The 16,447-nt window shown below is 67.4% G+C and carries 17 protein-coding genes and 1 pseudogene; 7 read left to right on the top strand and 11 right to left on the bottom strand.

Annotated features, from left to right (window positions below):
- The 11 genes and pseudogenes from G3N99_RS19335 to upp form a co-directional block, all read right to left on the bottom strand.
- Positions 1-245: pseudogene (locus G3N99_RS19335) on the bottom strand (collagen-like triple helix repeat-containing lipoprotein); the annotation flags it as partial.
- A 473-nt stretch (positions 246-718) separates the two neighbouring features.
- Complete coding sequence (locus G3N99_RS19330) at positions 719-1,054, bottom strand: 50S ribosome-binding protein YggL (RefSeq protein WP_041492911.1); 336 nt, start codon at positions 1,052-1,054, stop codon at positions 719-721.
- A 131-nt stretch (positions 1,055-1,185) separates the two neighbouring features.
- Positions 1,186-2,655, bottom strand: coding sequence for a ribonuclease G (rng, locus tag G3N99_RS19325; protein WP_043188949.1), 1,470 nt, complete (start codon positions 2,653-2,655; stop codon positions 1,186-1,188).
- A gap of 7 nt (positions 2,656-2,662) precedes the next feature.
- Positions 2,663-3,295: a Maf family protein gene (locus tag G3N99_RS19320; protein WP_174942706.1), complete on the bottom strand. Its 633-nt coding sequence runs from the start codon at positions 3,293-3,295 to the stop codon at positions 2,663-2,665.
- A 51-nt stretch (positions 3,296-3,346) separates the two neighbouring features.
- On the bottom strand, positions 3,347-3,817 hold the full coding sequence (rlmH, locus tag G3N99_RS19315) for a 23S rRNA (pseudouridine(1915)-N(3))-methyltransferase RlmH (protein ID WP_011352746.1): 471 nt from the start codon (positions 3,815-3,817) through the stop codon (positions 3,347-3,349).
- A gap of 25 nt (positions 3,818-3,842) precedes the next feature.
- Positions 3,843-4,295, bottom strand: coding sequence for a ribosome silencing factor (gene rsfS, locus G3N99_RS19310; protein ID WP_206123208.1), 453 nt, complete (start codon positions 4,293-4,295; stop codon positions 3,843-3,845).
- Between the two features lie 4 nt (positions 4,296-4,299).
- On the bottom strand, positions 4,300-5,025 hold the full coding sequence (locus G3N99_RS19305) for a nicotinate-nucleotide adenylyltransferase (RefSeq protein ID WP_174987913.1): 726 nt from the start codon (positions 5,023-5,025) through the stop codon (positions 4,300-4,302).
- Positions 5,026-5,028: 3 nt separating this feature from the next.
- A complete protein-coding gene (hemF, locus tag G3N99_RS19300) occupies positions 5,029-5,952 on the bottom strand; it encodes an oxygen-dependent coproporphyrinogen oxidase (protein ID WP_011352743.1) in 924 nt (307 codons plus the stop codon).
- A gap of 118 nt (positions 5,953-6,070) precedes the next feature.
- On the bottom strand, positions 6,071-7,348 hold the full coding sequence (gene purD / locus G3N99_RS19295) for a phosphoribosylamine--glycine ligase (RefSeq protein WP_206123207.1): 1,278 nt from the start codon (positions 7,346-7,348) through the stop codon (positions 6,071-6,073).
- 104 nt (positions 7,349-7,452) lie between these two features.
- Positions 7,453-8,181 carry a YebC/PmpR family DNA-binding transcriptional regulator gene (locus G3N99_RS19290; RefSeq protein WP_174942685.1) on the bottom strand — a complete coding sequence of 243 codons (729 nt, stop codon included), beginning with the start codon at positions 8,179-8,181 and terminating at the stop codon, positions 7,453-7,455.
- A gap of 217 nt (positions 8,182-8,398) precedes the next feature.
- Entirely contained in the window at positions 8,399-9,049 is a 651-nt protein-coding gene (upp, locus tag G3N99_RS19285; RefSeq protein ID WP_011352740.1) for a uracil phosphoribosyltransferase, read from the bottom strand.
- Positions 9,050-9,279: 230 nt separating this feature from the next.
- On the opposite strand from upp, the gene G3N99_RS19280 reads away from it, so the two are divergent.
- The 7 genes from G3N99_RS19280 to kdpC form a co-directional block, all read left to right on the top strand.
- Complete coding sequence (locus tag G3N99_RS19280; RefSeq protein ID WP_174942682.1) at positions 9,280-10,059, top strand: SDR family oxidoreductase; 780 nt, start codon at positions 9,280-9,282, stop codon at positions 10,057-10,059.
- Positions 10,060-10,107: 48 nt separating this feature from the next.
- Positions 10,108-10,500 carry a methylglyoxal synthase gene (locus G3N99_RS19275; protein WP_011352738.1) on the top strand — a complete coding sequence of 131 codons (393 nt, stop codon included), beginning with the start codon at positions 10,108-10,110 and terminating at the stop codon, positions 10,498-10,500.
- 178 nt (positions 10,501-10,678) lie between these two features.
- Entirely contained in the window at positions 10,679-11,653 is a 975-nt protein-coding gene (locus G3N99_RS19270) for a quinone oxidoreductase (protein ID WP_206123206.1), read from the top strand.
- Between the two features lie 311 nt (positions 11,654-11,964).
- Entirely contained in the window at positions 11,965-12,057 is a 93-nt protein-coding gene (gene kdpF / locus G3N99_RS19265; protein ID WP_006752209.1) for a K(+)-transporting ATPase subunit F, read from the top strand.
- Positions 12,054-13,859, top strand: coding sequence for a potassium-transporting ATPase subunit KdpA (kdpA, locus tag G3N99_RS19260; RefSeq protein ID WP_174942839.1), 1,806 nt, complete (start codon positions 12,054-12,056; stop codon positions 13,857-13,859). Before kdpF ends, kdpA begins: the two co-directional genes overlap by 4 nt.
- Positions 13,860-13,913: 54 nt before the next feature.
- Complete coding sequence (kdpB, locus tag G3N99_RS19255; RefSeq protein ID WP_206123205.1) at positions 13,914-15,998, top strand: potassium-transporting ATPase subunit KdpB; 2,085 nt, start codon at positions 13,914-13,916, stop codon at positions 15,996-15,998.
- Positions 15,999-16,023: 25 nt separating this feature from the next.
- A partial coding sequence (gene kdpC / locus G3N99_RS19250; RefSeq protein ID WP_206123204.1) for a potassium-transporting ATPase subunit KdpC occupies positions 16,024-16,447 on the top strand: 424 nt, incomplete at its 3' end.

The following is a 16,447-nucleotide window of genomic DNA, read 5'->3' as shown; positions in this document are numbered from 1 at the left end:
CCCGCGGCCGTCACGACGTTGCTCGATGCCGCGGTCGTCTGGCCGACCGAATTGGCCTGCGTGCCGCCGGAGCCGCTGCCCGTGCCGCCGGTCGTGGCCGTCGTGTCGCCCGAACCCGATCCTGCGCCGGTGCCCTGGCTCAGCGAGCCGGAGCCGCCGCACGCGGACAGCGATACCAGCGCTGCGACGCCAGCGGCGATCATGATCATTCGGAGTCCTGCCTGATGGGTGGTCGGCGTATCCATGTCGTCCTCGTATTCATTGGAGAGTAGGGTCAGGCGGCCTTCGCGTGCGTCAATGTGTCGCTGCGATCGGAAAGCGGCTGGAGCATCGTTGGTTGTCTCCCTGATTGACCTGTCGCCGTGTCGCGTTTTCGCCCGTACCGGAATCCGGAACACCTGTCGGGCGAGCGGTTTGCATTCTTTCGCATTGCTTGCCGATCGCGCCGGAAAACACCGGATTCCTGGCGATCAGAGTAGGTCCGCCGGCGTGGGACGTCTTTTAATCAACGTTAAATTGAAGTAAGCGTCCGATTCACTGCCGAAATCGGGGTAATCACCGTCGACGCGGCGCGAATCGCGTGCGTCGGTGCCGGTGGCGCGGGTGTCGCGCGGTGGCAGAAGGGGAGGAGGTGCGAAGGGAGCAGGGCGGCGCCGGCCTCACCCGCCGTGGTGGCGGGCAGGCGCGGGCGCTGCGCGAGGGCGATGAAACCTGAAACTCAGGCTTCCGGGTACCACGCGTCGGTGAATTCGCTGACCTTGACGTCGGTCAGTTCCGGCCGTGCGGCCAGCCAGCCGCGCACGAGTTCGCGATCGGCGTCGGTCGTCGTGCCGCGGGGCGCGCCGGAAATCACGTAAGCGCCGATGCCTTCGTCCGCCGATGCGACGGTCAGCAGCCCGTTCGCTTCGACGAAGTCGATGAACGCGTCGATCAGTTCGCCGCGCTCGAGGTCGGTCATTTCATTGCGGTAATGCGCGGTGGCGTTGAACGCGAGTTCCTGGAATTCGCCGATGTGGAGTTTCTTGCGCTGGCGGCGGTTGTGGCCTTGGCTCATGGTGTGTGGTGAATGCGAAAAGGGTAGGGTGAAAGGGCGGCGGCGGGTGCCGGCGCGACATGCGCGGGCGGCCCGGGCGCCGCATCGAAGCGCCGCGCGGCGGGCGATGCCGGCGGCGGATGGACCGAACGTTACATCAGCACGATATCGTACTGCTCCTGGCTCAGGTTCGATTCGACCTGCAGCGACACCGGCTTGCCGATGAAGTCGATCAGCATCGCGAGATGCTGCGATTCCTCGTCGAGGAACAGGTCGATCACCTGTTGCGCGGCGATCACGCGGAATTCGCGCGGGTTGAACTGCCGCGACTCGCGCAGGATTTCGCGCAGGATGTCGTAGCACACGGTGCGCGACGTCTTCACCTGGCCCTTGCCCTGGCAGGTCGGGCACGGCTCGCACAGCACGTGCGCGAGCGATTCGCGCGTGCGCTTGCGCGTCATCTCGACGAGCCCGAGCTGCGAGAAGCCGTTGACCGTCACGCGCGTGCGGTCGCGCGACAGCGCCTTCTTCAGCTCGGACAGCACCGCGTCGCGATGCTCGGCGTTCTCCATGTCGATGAAGTCGATGATGATGATCCCGCCGAGGTTGCGCAGCCGCAGCTGCCGCGCGATCGTATGCGCGGCCTCGAGGTTGGTCTTGAAGATCGTGTCGTCGAAGTTGCGTGCGCCGACGTAGCCGCCGGTGTTCACGTCGATCGTCGTCATCGCTTCGGTCTGGTCGATCATCAGGTAACCGCCCGACTTCAGGTCGACGCGGCGCGACAGCGCGCGCTGGATCTCCGTCTCGATGTTGTACAGGTCGAACAGCGGCCGCTCGCCCGTGTAGTGGTGCAGCTTCGGGCTCACGGCCGGCGTGAACTCGCCCGCGAATTCCGAGAGGCGCTGGTACGTCTCGCGCGAATCGACCTGGATGCGCGTCGTGTCGTCGTTCGCGAAATCGCGCAGCACGCGCTGCGCGAGATCGAGATCCTGGTAAAGCAGGCTCGTCGCCGGCAGCCGCTGCGCCTGAGCGACGATCGTCGCCCACGTCTTGCGCAGGTACGTGACGTCGCCGGCGAGTTCGTCGGAGGTCGCATCCTCGGCGATGGTCCGCACGATGTAGCCGCCTTTCTCGTCCGCCGGGATCACGGCCGTCAGGCGCGCGCGCACGGCCTCGCGTTCGGCCTCGCTCTCGATCTTCTGCGAGATGCCGATATGCGGCTCCTGCGGCAGGTAGACGAGCGTGCGGCCCGCGATGCTGACCTGCGTCGACAAACGCGCGCCCTTCGTGCCGATCGGGTCCTTGATCACCTGGACCATCAGCGTCTGACCTTCGAACACGATCTTCTCGATCGGCTGATGCGGCGCGCCCGATTGCGGCTCGCCTGCGAGGCGCGGATGCCAGATGTCGGCGACGTGCAGGAACGCCGCGCGTTCGAGGCCGATGTCGATGAATGCCGACTGCATGCCGGGCAGCACGCGCACGACCTTGCCGAGATAGATGTTGCCGACCCGCCCGCGCGACAGCGTGCGCTCGACGTGAAGCTCCTGCACCGCGCCTTGCTGGACGAGTGCGACCCGCGTTTCCTGCGGCGTGAGGTTAATCAGGATTTCTTCGTTCATGGTGGGTTCAGAAGGCGACGCGCGCGGCGCGTAGCAGCGCGGCAGTCTCAAAAAGGGGCAGACCCATGATACCTGAATGGGAACCGTCGATTCGCTCGATGAATTCGGCCGCGCGCCCCTGGATCGCGTACGCGCCGGCCTTGCCGAACGGTTCGCCCGATTCGACGTAGCGTGCATACGCGTCGCGCGACGCGGGCGCGAAGCGCACCGACGAGCGCGACAGCGCCGGTGGCAGCAGTTCCCCGTCGGCGTCGATCACGGCGACGGCGGTCAGCACCGCGTGCTCGCGGCCTGCGAGGCGCGTCAGCATCGCGAGCGCGTCGTCGGCGTCGGACGGCTTGCCGAGGATCGCGCCGTCGATCGTGACGGTCGTATCGGCGACCAGCACCGGCGAGGCCGGCTTGCCGCTCGCGACGAGGCGCGAGCGCGCAGCCTCCGCCTTCGCGATGGTCACGCGCCGCACGTAGGCATCGGCGGCTTCGCCGGGCAGCTCGGCCTCAAGCGCCTCGGCATCCTCGTCGGGGCGTGGCAGCAGCAGCTCGAAGCGTACGCCGATCTGCTGCAGCAGCTCCTGGCGGCGCGGGCTTTGCGAAGCGAGGTAAAGGGTCGGGAAAAGCGCGGGGGGCGTGCTGGACGGCATGGTGTCGTTATCTCGGTGTGCGCGCGTGGCGCGCGTCTCGAGGACGACACGTCATGCGCGATGGTAGGGGTGATTCTGCGTGATGCTCCACGCCCGGTAAAGCTGTTCGGCGAGCAGCACGCGCACCATCCCGTGCGGCAGCGTCATGCTCGAGATGCGCAGCAGCGTGTCGGCACGCGCTTTCAGTTCCGGATCGAGCCCGTCGGCACCGCCGATCACGAACGCGACGTCGCGGCCGTCCTGCTGCCAGCCGGGCAGCGCCTGCGCGAGCTGCATCGTGGTCCAGTCGCGGCCGCGCTCGTCGAGCGCGACGAGGCGCGCGCCCTTCGGCAACGCGGCCTCGATCTTCTGCCGCTCGGCTGCCATCACGCTTTCGGCGCTACGGCCGCCCGAACGCAGTTCGGGCTTGATCTCGCGCAACTCGATGCGCAGCTCGGGCGGCATCCGCTTCGTGTATTCGTCGAAGCCGGATGCGATCCAGCCGGGCATCTTGTGACCGACCGCAAGGATGAAAAGCTTCATCGGGAGACGCGTAACGACTCGAAGCTCAACGACGGCGGGCGGCCGTCTTGCGCGCCGGGCGTGCGGGCGCGGCTTCCTCTTCTTCGTCGTCGCCTTCGCCTTCGCTGGCCTGGGCGAAGCCGTTCCCCTTGCCGCCGCCGAGCTTCATCCGCACGGGCTTGTCGCCCCAGATTTCCTCGAGGTTGTAGTACTGGCGCAGGGCCGGTTGCAGGATGTGCACGACCGCGTCGCCGCAGTCGACGAGCACCCATTCGCCAGTGTCTTCGCCTTCGGAGCTGACGATGTCGCCGCCGGCTTCCTTGACCTTGTCACGCACGTTCGACGCGAGCGCCTTGGTCTGGCGGTTGGAGGTGCCCGAAGCGACGACCACGCGGTCGAACAGTTCGGTCAGGTGGCTGGTGTTGAACACCTTGATGTCTTGCGCCTTGACGTCTTCGAGGGCGTCGACGATCACGCGCTGCAGTTTGCGAATATCCATGGATTCAGGAATGGTAGAGGCGATGTTGAAGAATATAGGCCCATACGGCGGCCGGCACATGCTCGGCCGATGCGTCGGGCATTTGCGCATGGCGCGCGATGCATTCGCGCAGGTGGGCGCGGATGTCGGTCGCGGCAATGTCGAACGAAAGGGTCGTATCGATCAGCAGGTGGCCTGCCGACGTGGCCTTCAGCACGTCGGCGCCGGCCTGCCGCGCGGCGATTTCCTGCGCGACGTCCGGTGGCGCCGCGCCGAGGTCGAAACCCGGGCGCGTCGACACGCAGATGTGCGCGTAGTCGAACAGCTTGCGCCAGTCGCGCCACGTGTCGAGGCGCACGAGCTGGTCGGCGCCGATCAGCAGCGACAGCGACGCGTCAGGGCCGATCCGCTCGCGCCAGCGCGCAAGCGTCTCGACCGTGTAAGTCGGGCCGACGTGCTCGATCTCGTCGGTGGCGACGGTCACGGTCACGCCCGGCACGGACAGCGAGCCGGCGGCCGCGCGCGTCATCGCGAGCCGATGCTCGGCGGCCGACACGTCACGCTTCTGGTACGGCTGCCCGGCGGGCAGCAGCACGAGTTCGGTCAGGCCGAGCAGCTCCGCGAACCGGCGCGCGAGCGCGAGATGGCCGTCGTGGATCGGGTCGAAAGTGCCGCCCAGCAAGCCGATACGACGCGGCAGCGGGGTGGGGCGGGCGGTGGTGTCCAGAAACGCGTCCTTTTCTTGATGCAGGGGTCAGATCCAGTCGCGCGGCACGATGAAGTCGCTGTACAGGCGCGCTTCCGGCGAACCCGGTTCGGGTTGCCAGTTGTAGCGCCAGTTCGCGACCGGCGGCATCGACATCAGGATCGACTCGGTCCGGCCGCCGCTTTGCAGGCCGAACAGCGTGCCGCGGTCGAACACGAGGTTGAATTCGACGTAGCGGCCGCGGCGGTACGCCTGGAAGTCGCGCTCGCGCTCGCCGTACGGCAGCTCGGCGCGCCGCTCGACGATCGGCAGGTAGGCCTGCAGGAACGCGTCGCCGACGCTTTGCATCATGTCAAACGAGCGTTCGAAACCGGGCTCCGAGAAATCGTCGAAGAAGATCCCGCCGATGCCGCGCATCTCGTTGCGGTGCTTCAGGAAGAAATACTCGTCGCACCATTTCTTGAAACGCGGGTAGAGCTCGACGCCGAACGGGTCGAGCGCATCCTTGCAGGTCTGGTGGAAATGCCGTGCGTCGTCCTCGAAACCGTAAACCGGTGTCAGGTCCATGCCGCCGCCGAACCAGAACACGGGCTCCTCGCCCGGTTTCGTCGCGATCAGCATCCGCACGTTCATGTGTACGGTCGGGCAGTACGGGTTGCGCGGGTGCAGCACCAGCGACACGCCGAGCGCCTCGAAGCCGCGGCCCGCGAGCTGCGGGCGTGCCGCGCTCGCCGACGGCGGCAGCGCATCGCCCGCGACGTCGGAAAAGCCGATCCCCGCGCGTTCGAACACGCGGCCGCCTTCGAGAATCCGCGTGCAGCCGCCGCCGCGCAGGCGTTCGGCCGGCCCGCGCTGCCATGCGTCGGTCGCGAGCGGCGTGCCGTCGAGCGCGCCGAGCGCGTCGGCGATGCGTGTCTGCAGGTCCTGGAGGTACGTGCGCACGCGCGCTACGTCGTAGGTCGAATCGGTCATGTCTGGACTGGGTGCCCTCGCCCGAAGCGGGGGCCGTAAAAAAGGCATCTGCCGGGCATTCTATCGAACCCCGGCAGAGGAGCCGCCGCCGCTTATAGGCGGGGCGGCAATTGCAACGTCACGCGCTCTTGCGGTTGAGTGCGCGGAAGCCGATGTCGCGGCGGTACTGCATGCCTTCGAAATTGATCTGGTTGATCGTCTCGTACGCATGCTGCTGCGCTTCGCGCACCGAATCGGCGAGGCCGACCACGCACAGCACGCGGCCGCCGGACGTCGTCAGCTTGTCGCCGTCGAGCGTCGTGCCGGCATGGAACGTGACGGCCTGTTCGGTCTCGGCCGGGATCCCGTTGATGCGGTCACCCTTGCGCGGCGCGTCCGGATAACCGTGCGCGGCCAGCACGACGCCCAGCGCGGTGCGGCGATCCCAGTCGAGCTCGACCGTATCGAGCGTGCCCGCGATCGCCTGCTCGACGACCTTCGAGAAGTCGCTCTTCAGGCGCGCCATGATCGGCTGCGTTTCCGGGTCGCCCATCCGGCAGTTGAACTCGAGCGTGCGCGGATTGCCTTCCTTGTCGATCATCAGGCCCGCATACAGGAAGCCCGTGAAGCGGATGCCGTCCTTCTCCATCCCGCGCACGGTCGGCATGATGATCTCGCGCATCACGCGTGCGTGCATCTGCGGCGTGACGATCGGCGCGGGCGAATACGCGCCCATGCCGCCGGTGTTCGGGCCGCGATCCTCGTCGAGCAGGCGCTTGTGGTCCTGGCTGGAAGCCAGCGCCAGCGCGTGCTTGCCGTCGACCATCACGATGAAGCTCGCTTCCTCGCCATCGAGGAATTCCTCGATCACGACGCGCGCGCCGGCGTCGCCGAGCTTGTTGCCCGACAGCATCATGTCGACGGCTTCGTGTGCTTCTTGCAGCGTCATCGCGACGACGACACCCTTGCCGGCCGCGAGGCCGTCGGCCTTCACGACGATCGGCGCACCCTTCGCGTCGATGTACGCGTGCGCGGCGGCCACGTCGGAGAACGTTTCGTACTCGGCGGTCGGGATGCCGTGGCGCTTCATGAACGCCTTCGCGAAATCCTTCGAGCTCTCGAGCTGCGCGGCTTCGCGGGTCGGGCCGAAGACCTTCAGGCCGCGTGCGCGGAACAGGTTGACGATACCGGCCGCGAGCGGCGCTTCCGGCCCGACGAGCGTGAACGCGACGCCTTCGCGTTCCGCGAAATCGGCGAGTTCGTCGAGCGCCGTGATGTCGACGTTCTTCAGACGCTCGTCCTGCGCCGTGCCGCCATTGCCGGGCGCGACGTAGACCATCTGGACGCGCGGCGACTGCGCGAGCTTCCACGCCAGCGCATGTTCGCGGCCGCCGGAACCGACGACGAGTAGTTTCATGGGATTCCCCGCAGACTAGAAAACAGGGCGGCCGGCACGCTCAGGCGCGCCGGCCGCGGATTCGGTCGGGCCGCCGCCGCGACAGGAGCACGGCGGCCGGCACATCATTCCTCGACGATGACGGCGTTCGTATACACGTCCTGCACGTCGTCGAGGTTCTCGAGCGCGTCCAGGAGCTTCTGCATCTTCGCCGCGTCGTCGCCGGTGAATTCGACTTCGTTCTGCGGCTTCATCGTCACTTCGGCGAGTTCGGCCTTGAAGCCGCCGGCTTCGAGCGCGTCCTTCACCGCCGAGAATGCCTGCCAGTCGCACAGCACTTCGATCGAACCGTCTTCGTTCGTGTTCACGTCGTTCGCGCCGGCTTCGAGCGCGGCTTCCATCAGCGCGTCTTCCGACGTGCCCGGTGCGAACAGGAACTGGCCGACGTGATCGAACATGAACGCGACCGAGCCGTCGGTGCCCATGTTGCCGCCGAACTTCGAGAATGCATGGCGGACTTCCGCGACCGTGCGGGTGCGGTTGTCGGTCAGCGTGTCGACGATGATCGCCGCGCCGCTGATGCCGTAGCCTTCGTAACGGATTTCCTCGTAGTTCGCGCCATCCGCGCCGCCCACGCCGCGATCGATCGCGCGTTTGACGTTGTCCTTCGGCATGTTCGCGTCGGCCGCCTTGTCGACCGCGAGACGCAGGCGCGGATTCGAGTTGACGTCGCCGCCGCCGAGGCGCGCCGCGACCTGGATTTCCTTGATCAGGCGAGTCCAGATCTTGCCGCGCTTCGCGTCGGCCGCTGCCTTCTTATGCTTGATGTTGGCCCATTTCGAATGACCAGCCATACCTTTCTCCGTGCCCGGGCGCGCTGCGCGGGCGATTGTTTCAATGTGTCGTTGAATCGGCGGCCGTTTCGGCGGGCATGAAGCCGCGGGGCCGCGCGTGTCGAGTGGATCGAGATTTTATCACGCGGCGACCGCCGGATCGGGGCCGCCGCGCATGGCCGAACGGCCAGGCAGGCCGCCGCGAGCCGGGCCGCGCGCCGCGCGGCCGTCCTGGTGCTCAGTTCTTGGTGCCGAACAGGCGGTCGCCCGCGTCGCCGAGGCCCGGCACGATGTACGCGTGTTCGTTCAGGTGCGAATCGAGCGACGCGACGAACAGCTTCACGTCCGGGTGCGCGTCCTGGAACACCTGCACGCCTTCCGGCGCGGCGACCAGCGCGACGAACATGATGTTCGCGGCCGGCACGTTGCGGCGCTTCAGCACGTCGACCGCGTGCACGGCCGAGTAGCCGGTCGCGACCATCGGGTCGCACAGGATGAAGATGCGGTCTTCCAGGTCCGGCAGGCGCACCAGGTATTCGACCGGGCGGTGGTCGTCGGCGCGGTACACGCCGATGTGGCCGACGCGCGCGGACGGAACCAGGTCGAGCAGGCCGTCCGACATCCCGATGCCTGCGCGCAGTACCGGCACGATCGCCAGTTTCTTGCCCGCGATCACCGGCGCGTCGACCTCGACGAGCGGGGTTTCGACCCGCTTGGTCGTGATCGGCAGGTTGCGGGTGATCTCGTAGCCCATCAGCAGCGTGATTTCGCGCAGCAGCTCGCGGAACGTGCGCGTGGACGTGTCCTTGTCGCGCATGTGCGTGAGCTTGTGCTGGATCAGCGGGTGATCGGTGATGAAGAGATTCGGGAAACGGCTGTCCTGTTTCATGACGGGGGCGCCTTGGCGGCAAAAGAGGATCGGGGGCGGGGGCGGGCGCAAGCCGGCCGCGCGCTTATGTCCGCAATTTTACCAAGGCGCGCCGCATGATCCGGATAATATCGACGTCTCACGACAATCCGCGCGCCCGCGCCCGCCCGATTGCCCGCCTGACCCGCCCGGGGTCCATGCGCCGGCGCGACGGGGCCGAGCCGGCGCGTGTCGCCACCAAGGAATCGACGATGGATCTCGGCATCGAAGGAAAGACCGCGCTCGTGTGCGCGGCCAGCAAGGGGCTCGGTCGCGGCTGCGCGGAAGCGCTGGCCGCCGAGGGCGTGAACCTCGTGATCGTCGCGCGTACGCGCGACACGCTGGAGGAAACCGCGGAGGAGATCCGCGCCGGCGCGAACGTGTCGGTGACCGCGGTCGCCTGCGACATCACGACGCCGGACGGGCGCGCGGCCGCGCTCGCCGCATGCCCGCAGCCGGACATTCTCGTGACGAATGCCGGCGGCCCGCCGCCCGGCGATTTCCGCGACTTCTCGCACGACGACTGGATCCGTGCGCTCGAATCGAACATGCTGACGCCGATCGAGCTGATCCGCGCGACCCTCGACGGGATGATCGCGCGCGGCTTCGGCCGGATCGTCAACATCACGAGCTCGGCCGTGAAGGCGCCGATCGACGTGCTCGCGCTGTCGAACGGCGCGCGCTCGGGGCTGACCGGCTTCGTCGCGGGGCTGTCGCGCAAGGTCGCGGGGCAGGGCGTGACGATCAACAACCTGCTGCCCGGCCTGTTCGACACCGACCGGATCGCGACCACGCTTGCCGCGTCGGCGAAGGCGCAGGGCGTGAGCGTCGACGAGATGCGCGCGCGGCGCACGAAGGACATCCCGGCCGGCCGTCTCGGCACCCGTGCGGAATTCGGCGCGGCGTGCGCGTTCCTGTGCAGCGTGCATGCCGGCTACATCACCGGGCAGAACTGGCTGCTCGACGGCGGCTCGTATCCGGGCACGTTCTGACGCGCGCACCGCCTTTCACGACAACAACCTGAAACGAAGGATCTGGAGATGAGCAAACCCCGCATCGCATTGATTGCGCACGACGCGAAGAAGGACGAGATCGTCGCGCTCGCGGGCGAATTCCGCGCGACGCTCGCGCAATGCCGGCTGGTGGCGACCGGCACGACGGGCGGCCGCATCGCGGACGCGCACGGGCTCGAGGTCGAGCGCAAGCTGTCGGGGCCGCTCGGCGGCGATCTGCAGATCGGTGCGGAACTGGCCGACGGCCGCATCGACATCGTCGTGTTCCTGCGCGACCCGATGACCGCACAGCCGCACGACCCCGACATCACCGCGCTCGTGCGCGCGTGCGACGTGCACGATGTGCCGGTCGCGACCAACGTCGCCACCGCTCGGATGCTGCTCGACGATCTGGCGCGCAACATGCAGGACGTTTGCTAGGCGCTGTCCGCGCCTGATTGCCCCTGCTGGCGGCAGGGCCATGCACGGTTGGCCGCGGCGCGCGAGAATCGTGCGTCGCGACGCGCGCCTGCCGGCCGGTTCCCTGATGAATCGGCCGGCTCCGCGTATCGGCGACCCGGATTTTTCCCTGACCGAATCAGAAACGAGGAGCGAAACGATGCCGAAAGCAATCCGATACGACCAGCCGGGCGGCCCGGACGTGATGAAGTGGGTCGATGTCGAGGTCGGCGAACCGAAGGCGGGTGAAGTCCGTATCCGGCAGCACGCGGTCGGCCTCAACTACATCGACGTCTATTTCCGCACCGGCCTTTACCCGCAAGCGCTGCCCGGTGGGCTCGGGATGGAGGCGGCGGGCGAGGTGACGGCCGTCGGCGAAGGCGTGACCACGCTCAAGGCGGGCGACCGCGTCGCGTACGTCGGGCAGCCGCCGGGCGCGTACGCGCAGGAACGCGTGATGCCGGCCGAGCGGCTCGTGAAACTGCCGGACGGCATCAGCTACGACGACGCGGCGTCGGTGATGCTGCAGGGCCTGACCGCGCACTACCTGCTGCGCCGCACGTATCCGGTGAAGGCCGGCGACACGATCCTGATCCACGCGGCGGCCGGCGGCGTCGGCCTGCTCGTGTGCCAGTGGGCGAAGGCGCTCGGCGCGACCGTGATCGGCACGGTCGGCTCCGACGAGAAAGCCGCGCTTGCGAAGGCGCACGGCTGCGACCATCCGATCGTCTACACGCGCGAGAACTTCACGCAGCGCGTGAAGGAAATCACGAACGGCGCGGGCGTACCGGTCGTCTACGACTCGATCGGCAAGGACACCTACATCGGCTCGCTCGACAGCCTCGCGCCGCTCGGGCTGTTCGTCAGCTTCGGCAATGCGTCGGGCCCGCTGCCGCTGATCGACTCGAAGGAATTCTCGTCGCGCGGCTCGCTGTTCTTTACGCGCCCCACGCTGTTCTCGTACATCGCGAAGCGCGCCGATCTCGAATCCGCTGCCGCCGAGCTGTTCGACGTGCTGCTGTCGGGCAAGGTGAAGACGAGCATCAACCAGCGCTATCCGCTCGCGGAAGTCGGCCGCGCGCATGAAGATCTCGAAGCGCGCAAGACCACCGGCTCGACGATCCTCGTTCCCTGACCTGCCTCCTCGTGCCGGCGCCATGCCGGCACGCGCTTGTCCGGGCGGCGCCACGGCGCCGTCCGTCCCGCCTTCCGGTTCCTGTCGTCCTCCCCCGAATTCCACGTTTACGCGTTTTTTATACGCGCCCCGATACCTTTGACCCGTCCTTTACGTGCGTTCCCATAAGGTTCTAGTCGTCTGATTTCGACGATGGAGAACAGAAAAATGGATGGGGTTTTCATCGGCGCACTGGTGCTCTTCACCGCGCTGATCCTCGGTTTGGTTGCCGGTTGCGACAAGCTCGTGCAGTACGGTCGCGGGGGGCGAGCATGACCTGGATGCTTTGGCTGGCAGGCGCCTCGACGGCGCTGCTGTTCGCGTATCTCGTCTTTGCGCTGCTGCGCGCGGAGGACATCGAATGAACGCGAACAATCTCTTTCAGACGGGGCTCTTCATCGTCGTGCTGCTGGCGGCGGCCGTTCCGGTCGCGCGCTACCTGTCGGCGGTGATGGACGGCAGCTCGCGTGTCGTGCGCGTGTTCGGGCCGCTCGAGCGCGCGCTGTACCGCATCGCCGGCGTCGACGCCGGCAGCGAAATGAACTGGAAGCAGTACGCGGTCGCGACGATCGCGTTCAACGCACTCGGTGCGCTGTTCCTCTACGGCCTGCTGCGCCTGCAGGGCTTCCTGCCCGGCAACCCGCAGCAGTTCGGCGCGATGACGGTCGACGGTGCGTTCAACACGGCCGTCAGCTTCGTCACCAACACGAACTGGCAGGACTACACGCCCGAGCAGACCGTCAGCTACCTGACGCAGATGCTCGGCCTCACCGTGCAGAACTTCCTGTCGGCGGCAACCGGCATCGTCGTCGTGATCGCGCTGATCCGCGGCTTCGCACGTCATACCGCGCAGACGATCGGCAACTTCTGGGTCGACCTCACGCGCGTGACGATGTACGTGCTCGTGCCGATGTCGATGATCATCGCCGGGCTGCTGATGAGCCAGGGCGTGATCCAGAACATGAAGTCGTACCAGGACGTGCCGGTGCTGCAGGCAAGCACCTACGCCGCGCCGAAGCTCGACGCGCAGGGCAATCCGGTGAAGGACGACAAGGGCAACGCGGTCACGGTGCCGACCCCGCTCACGAAGCAGACGCTCGCGATGGGCCCGGTCGCGTCGCAGGAAGCGATCAAGATGCTCGGCACCAACGGTGGCGGCTTCTTCAACGCGAACTCCGCGCACCCGTACGAGAACCCGACGCCGTTCGCGAACTTCCTGCAGATCTTCTCGATCCTGATCATCCCGGCCGCGCTGTGTCTCGTGTTCGGCCGCGTGATCGGCGACCGCCGGCAGGGTATCGCCGTGCTCGCGGCGATGACGGTGGCGTTCGTGCTCGCGATCGGCGTCGAGGTGAGCGCCGAGCAGGGCGGTAACCCGACGCTCGCCGCGCTGCACGTCGACCAGTCGACGAGCGCGCTGCAGCCGGGCGGCAACATGGAAGGCAAGGAAACCCGCTTCGGCATCGCGCAGACCGGCATCTTCACGGTCGCGACGACGGCCGCGTCGTGCGGCGCCGTCGACACGATGCACGATTCGCTGACGCCGCTCGGCGGCCTCGTGCCGATGCTGCTGATGCAGCTGGGTGAAGTGATCTACGGCGGGGTCGGCTCGGGTCTCTACGGGATGCTCGTGTTCGCGCTGCTCGCGGTGTTCGTCGCCGGCCTGATGATCGGCCGCACGCCGGAATACGTCGGCAAGAAGATCGAGGCGTACGAGATGAAGATGGTGTCGATCGTCGTGCTGCTCACGCCGCTGCTGGTGCTGGTCGGCACGTCGATCGCCGTGCTTGCCGACGCAGGCAAGGCCGGCATCGCGAACCCGGGGCCGCACGGCTTCTCGGAAATCCTGTACGCGTTCAGCTCGGCCGCCAACAACAACGGCAGCGCGTTCGCGGGCCTGACGGTCGGCACGCCGTTCTACAACTGGATGACCGCGATCGCGATGTGGTTCGGCCGCTTCGGCACGATCGTGCCGGTGCTGGCGATCGCCGGCTCGCTCGCCGCGAAGAAGCGCATCGCGGTGACGAGCGGCACGCTGCCGACGCACGGTCCGCTGTTCGTCGTGCTGCTGCTCGGCACCGTGCTGCTGGTGGGCGCGCTGACCTACGTGCCGGCGCTTGCGCTCGGCCCGGGCGTCGAGCACCTGATGATGTGGCTGGGCGCGTGATGCGCGCCCACCTGGCGACACCTTGAAAAGACTGAAGAGATTGAAGAGATCGCAATGACTCAACATTCCGCAACACGGTCCATGTTCGATCCGGCGCTGCTGCGCCCGGCGATCGTGGACTCGTTCAAGAAACTCACGCCGCGCACGCAGTTCCGCAATCCGGTGATGTTCTGCGTGTACGTCGGCAGCATCCTGACCACGATCCTGTGGATCGCGGCGCTCGCCGGCCAGGCCGAGGCGCCCGCGGGCTTCATCCTCGCGATCGCGCTGTGGCTGTGGTTCACCGTGCTGTTCGCGAACTTCGCCGAAGCGCTCGCCGAAGGGCGCTCGAAGGCGCAGGCCGCGTCGCTGCGCAGCGCGAAGAAAGACGTGATGGCGAAGAAGCTCAACGAGCCGCATCCGAAGTCGCCGATCCGCATCACGACCGCGACCGAGCTGCGCAAGGGCGACGTCGTGCTCGTCGAAGCGGGCGACGTGATCCCGGCCGACGGCGAGGTGGTCGACGGTGTCGCGTCGGTCGACGAATCGGCGATCACCGGCGAATCCGCGCCGGTGATCCGCGAATCGGGCGGCGACTTCTCGTCGGTGACGGGCGGCACGCGCGTGCTGTCCGACTGGATCGTCGTCAAGGTCACCGCGAACCCGGGCGAGGCGTTCCTCGACCGGATGATCGCGATGGTCGAAGGCGCGAAGCGCAAGAAAACGCCGAACGAGATCGCGCTGACGATCCTGCTCGTCGCGCTGACGATCGTGATGCTGCTCGCGACCGCGACGCTGCTGCCGTTCTCGATGTTCTCGGTCGAAGCGATGAAGGCCGGCCACGTGGTGACGATCACCGCGCTCGTCGCGCTGCTCGTGTGCCTGATCCCGACGACGATCGGCGGCCTCCTGTCCGCGATCGGCGTGGCCGGGATGAGCCGGATGATGCAGGCGAACGTGATCGCGACGTCGGGCCGCGCGGTGGAAGCGGCCGGCGACGTCGACGTGCTGCTGCTCGACAAGACCGGCACGATCACGCTCGGCAACCGCCAGGCATCGATGTTCGTGCCGGCGCCGGGCGTGACCGAGGAAGCGCTGGCCGATGCCGCGCAACTGTCGTCGCTCGCCGACGAAACGCCGGAAGGCCGCAGCATCGTCGTGCTCGCGAAGGAGCGCTTCAATATTCGCCAGCGCGACATGGGGCAACTGCACGCGACGTTCATCGGCTTCTCCGCGCAGACGCGGATGAGCGGCGTCGATCTGCCCGGCCGCGAGATCCGCAAGGGCGCGGCCGATGCGATCCGCAACTACGTCGAGTCGCACGGCAGCCGCTTCCCGGAGGAAGTGCGCCGCGCGGTCGATGAAGTCGCGCGCCGCGGCAGCACGCCGCTCGTCGTGGCCGACCTGCATGACGGCGCGGCCCGCGTGCTCGGCGTGATCGAGCTGAAGGACATCGTGAAGGGCGGCATCAAGGAGCGCTTCGCGGAACTGCGCAAGATGGGCATCAAGACCGTGATGGTGACGGGCGACAACCGGCTGACGGCCGCGGCGATCGCGGCGGAAGCGGGCGTCGACGATTTCCTCGCGGAAGCGACGCCGGAAACCAAGCTCGCGACGATCCGCGAACACCAGGCGGCAGGCCGCCTCGTCGCGATGACGGGCGACGGCACCAACGACGCGCCGGCGCTCGCGCAGGCCGACGTCGCCGTGGCGATGAACACCGGCACGCAGGCGGCGAAGGAAGCCGGCAACATGGTCGACCTCGACTCGAACCCGACGAAGCTGATCGAGATCGTCGAGATCGGCAAGCAGATGCTGATGACGCGCGGATCGCTGACGACGTTCTCGATCGCGAACGACATCGCGAAGTATTTCGCGATCATCCCGGCCGCGTTCGTGACGACGTACCCGCAGCTGCGCGTGCTCGACATCATGCACCTGACGTCGCCGGCGTCCGCGATCCTGTCGGCGGTGATCTTCAACGCGCTGATCATCGTCGCGCTGATTCCGCTCGCGCTGAAGGGCGTCACGTACCGGCCGCTCGGCGCCGCGTCGCTCCTGCGCCGCAACCTGCTGGTGTACGGCCTCGGCGGCGTGCTGCTCCCGTTCCCGTTCATCAAGCTGATCGACATGACGCTCGCTGCACTCGGCTGGGCCTGAGCCGGCCGTATTTGAAGGAAACATCATGAAAACGTTGATTCGTCCGCTCGTCGTGATCTTTGTCGTGCTTGTCGCGGTGACGGGGCTCGCTTACCCGGCCGTGATGACCGTGTTCGGCCAGGCCGTGTTCCCGTCGCAGGCGAACGGCAGCCTGATCGAGAAGGACGGCAAGGCGGTCGGCTCCGCGCTGATCGGCCAGCCGTTCGATGCGCCGAAGTACTTCTGGGGCCGGCTGTCGGCGACCTCGCCGATGCCGTACAACGCGTCCGGCTCCGGCGGCTCGAACCTCGGCCCGCTGAACCCGTCGCTCGCCGACCAGGTGAAAGGGCGCATCGCCGCGCTGCGCGACGCGGGCACCGACATGTCGAAGCCCGTGCCGGTCGACCTCGTGACGGCGTCGGCGAGCGGCCTCGATCCGGAGATCACGCCGGCTGCCGCCGCGTACCAGA

Origin of the sequence: Burkholderia sp. Ac-20392, from assembly GCF_017104585.1 — a bacterium.
Classification (GTDB): Bacteria; Pseudomonadota; Gammaproteobacteria; order Burkholderiales; family Burkholderiaceae; genus Burkholderia; species Burkholderia lata.
Note: the sequence above shows the minus strand (reverse complement) of the source record. Positions and strands in the feature narration are given on the sequence as shown.

Bases quoted from the DNA above. Each gene is read 5' to 3' on its own strand.
- G3N99_RS19330 (WP_041492911.1), bottom strand. From the start codon at position 1,054: ATGAGCCAAGGCCACAACCGCCGCCAGCGCAAGAAACTCCACATCGGC.
- rsfS (WP_206123208.1), bottom strand. From the start codon at position 4,295: ATGGATATTCGCAAACTGCAGCGCGTGATCGTCGACGCCCTCGAAGAC.
- G3N99_RS19320 (WP_174942706.1), bottom strand. From the start codon at position 3,295: ATGCCGTCCAGCACGCCCCCCGCGCTTTTCCCGACCCTTTACCTCGCT.
- kdpB (WP_206123205.1), top strand. From the start codon at position 13,914: ATGACTCAACATTCCGCAACACGGTCCATGTTCGATCCGGCGCTGCTG.
- G3N99_RS19280 (WP_174942682.1), top strand. From the start codon at position 9,280: ATGGATCTCGGCATCGAAGGAAAGACCGCGCTCGTGTGCGCGGCCAGC.
- G3N99_RS19270 (WP_206123206.1), top strand. From the start codon at position 10,679: ATGCCGAAAGCAATCCGATACGACCAGCCGGGCGGCCCGGACGTGATG.
- kdpA (WP_174942839.1), top strand. From the start codon at position 12,054: ATGAACGCGAACAATCTCTTTCAGACGGGGCTCTTCATCGTCGTGCTG.
- upp (WP_011352740.1), bottom strand. From the start codon at position 9,049: ATGAAACAGGACAGCCGTTTCCCGAATCTCTTCATCACCGATCACCCG.
- purD (WP_206123207.1), bottom strand. From the start codon at position 7,348: ATGAAACTACTCGTCGTCGGTTCCGGCGGCCGCGAACATGCGCTGGCG.
- hemF (WP_011352743.1), bottom strand. From the start codon at position 5,952: ATGACCGATTCGACCTACGACGTAGCGCGCGTGCGCACGTACCTCCAG.
- kdpF (WP_006752209.1), top strand. From the start codon at position 11,965: ATGACCTGGATGCTTTGGCTGGCAGGCGCCTCGACGGCGCTGCTGTTC.
- rng (WP_043188949.1), bottom strand. From the start codon at position 2,655: ATGAACGAAGAAATCCTGATTAACCTCACGCCGCAGGAAACGCGGGTC.
- G3N99_RS19290 (WP_174942685.1), bottom strand. From the start codon at position 8,181: ATGGCTGGTCATTCGAAATGGGCCAACATCAAGCATAAGAAGGCAGCG.
- rlmH (WP_011352746.1), bottom strand. From the start codon at position 3,817: ATGAAGCTTTTCATCCTTGCGGTCGGTCACAAGATGCCCGGCTGGATC.
- G3N99_RS19275 (WP_011352738.1), top strand. From the start codon at position 10,108: ATGAGCAAACCCCGCATCGCATTGATTGCGCACGACGCGAAGAAGGAC.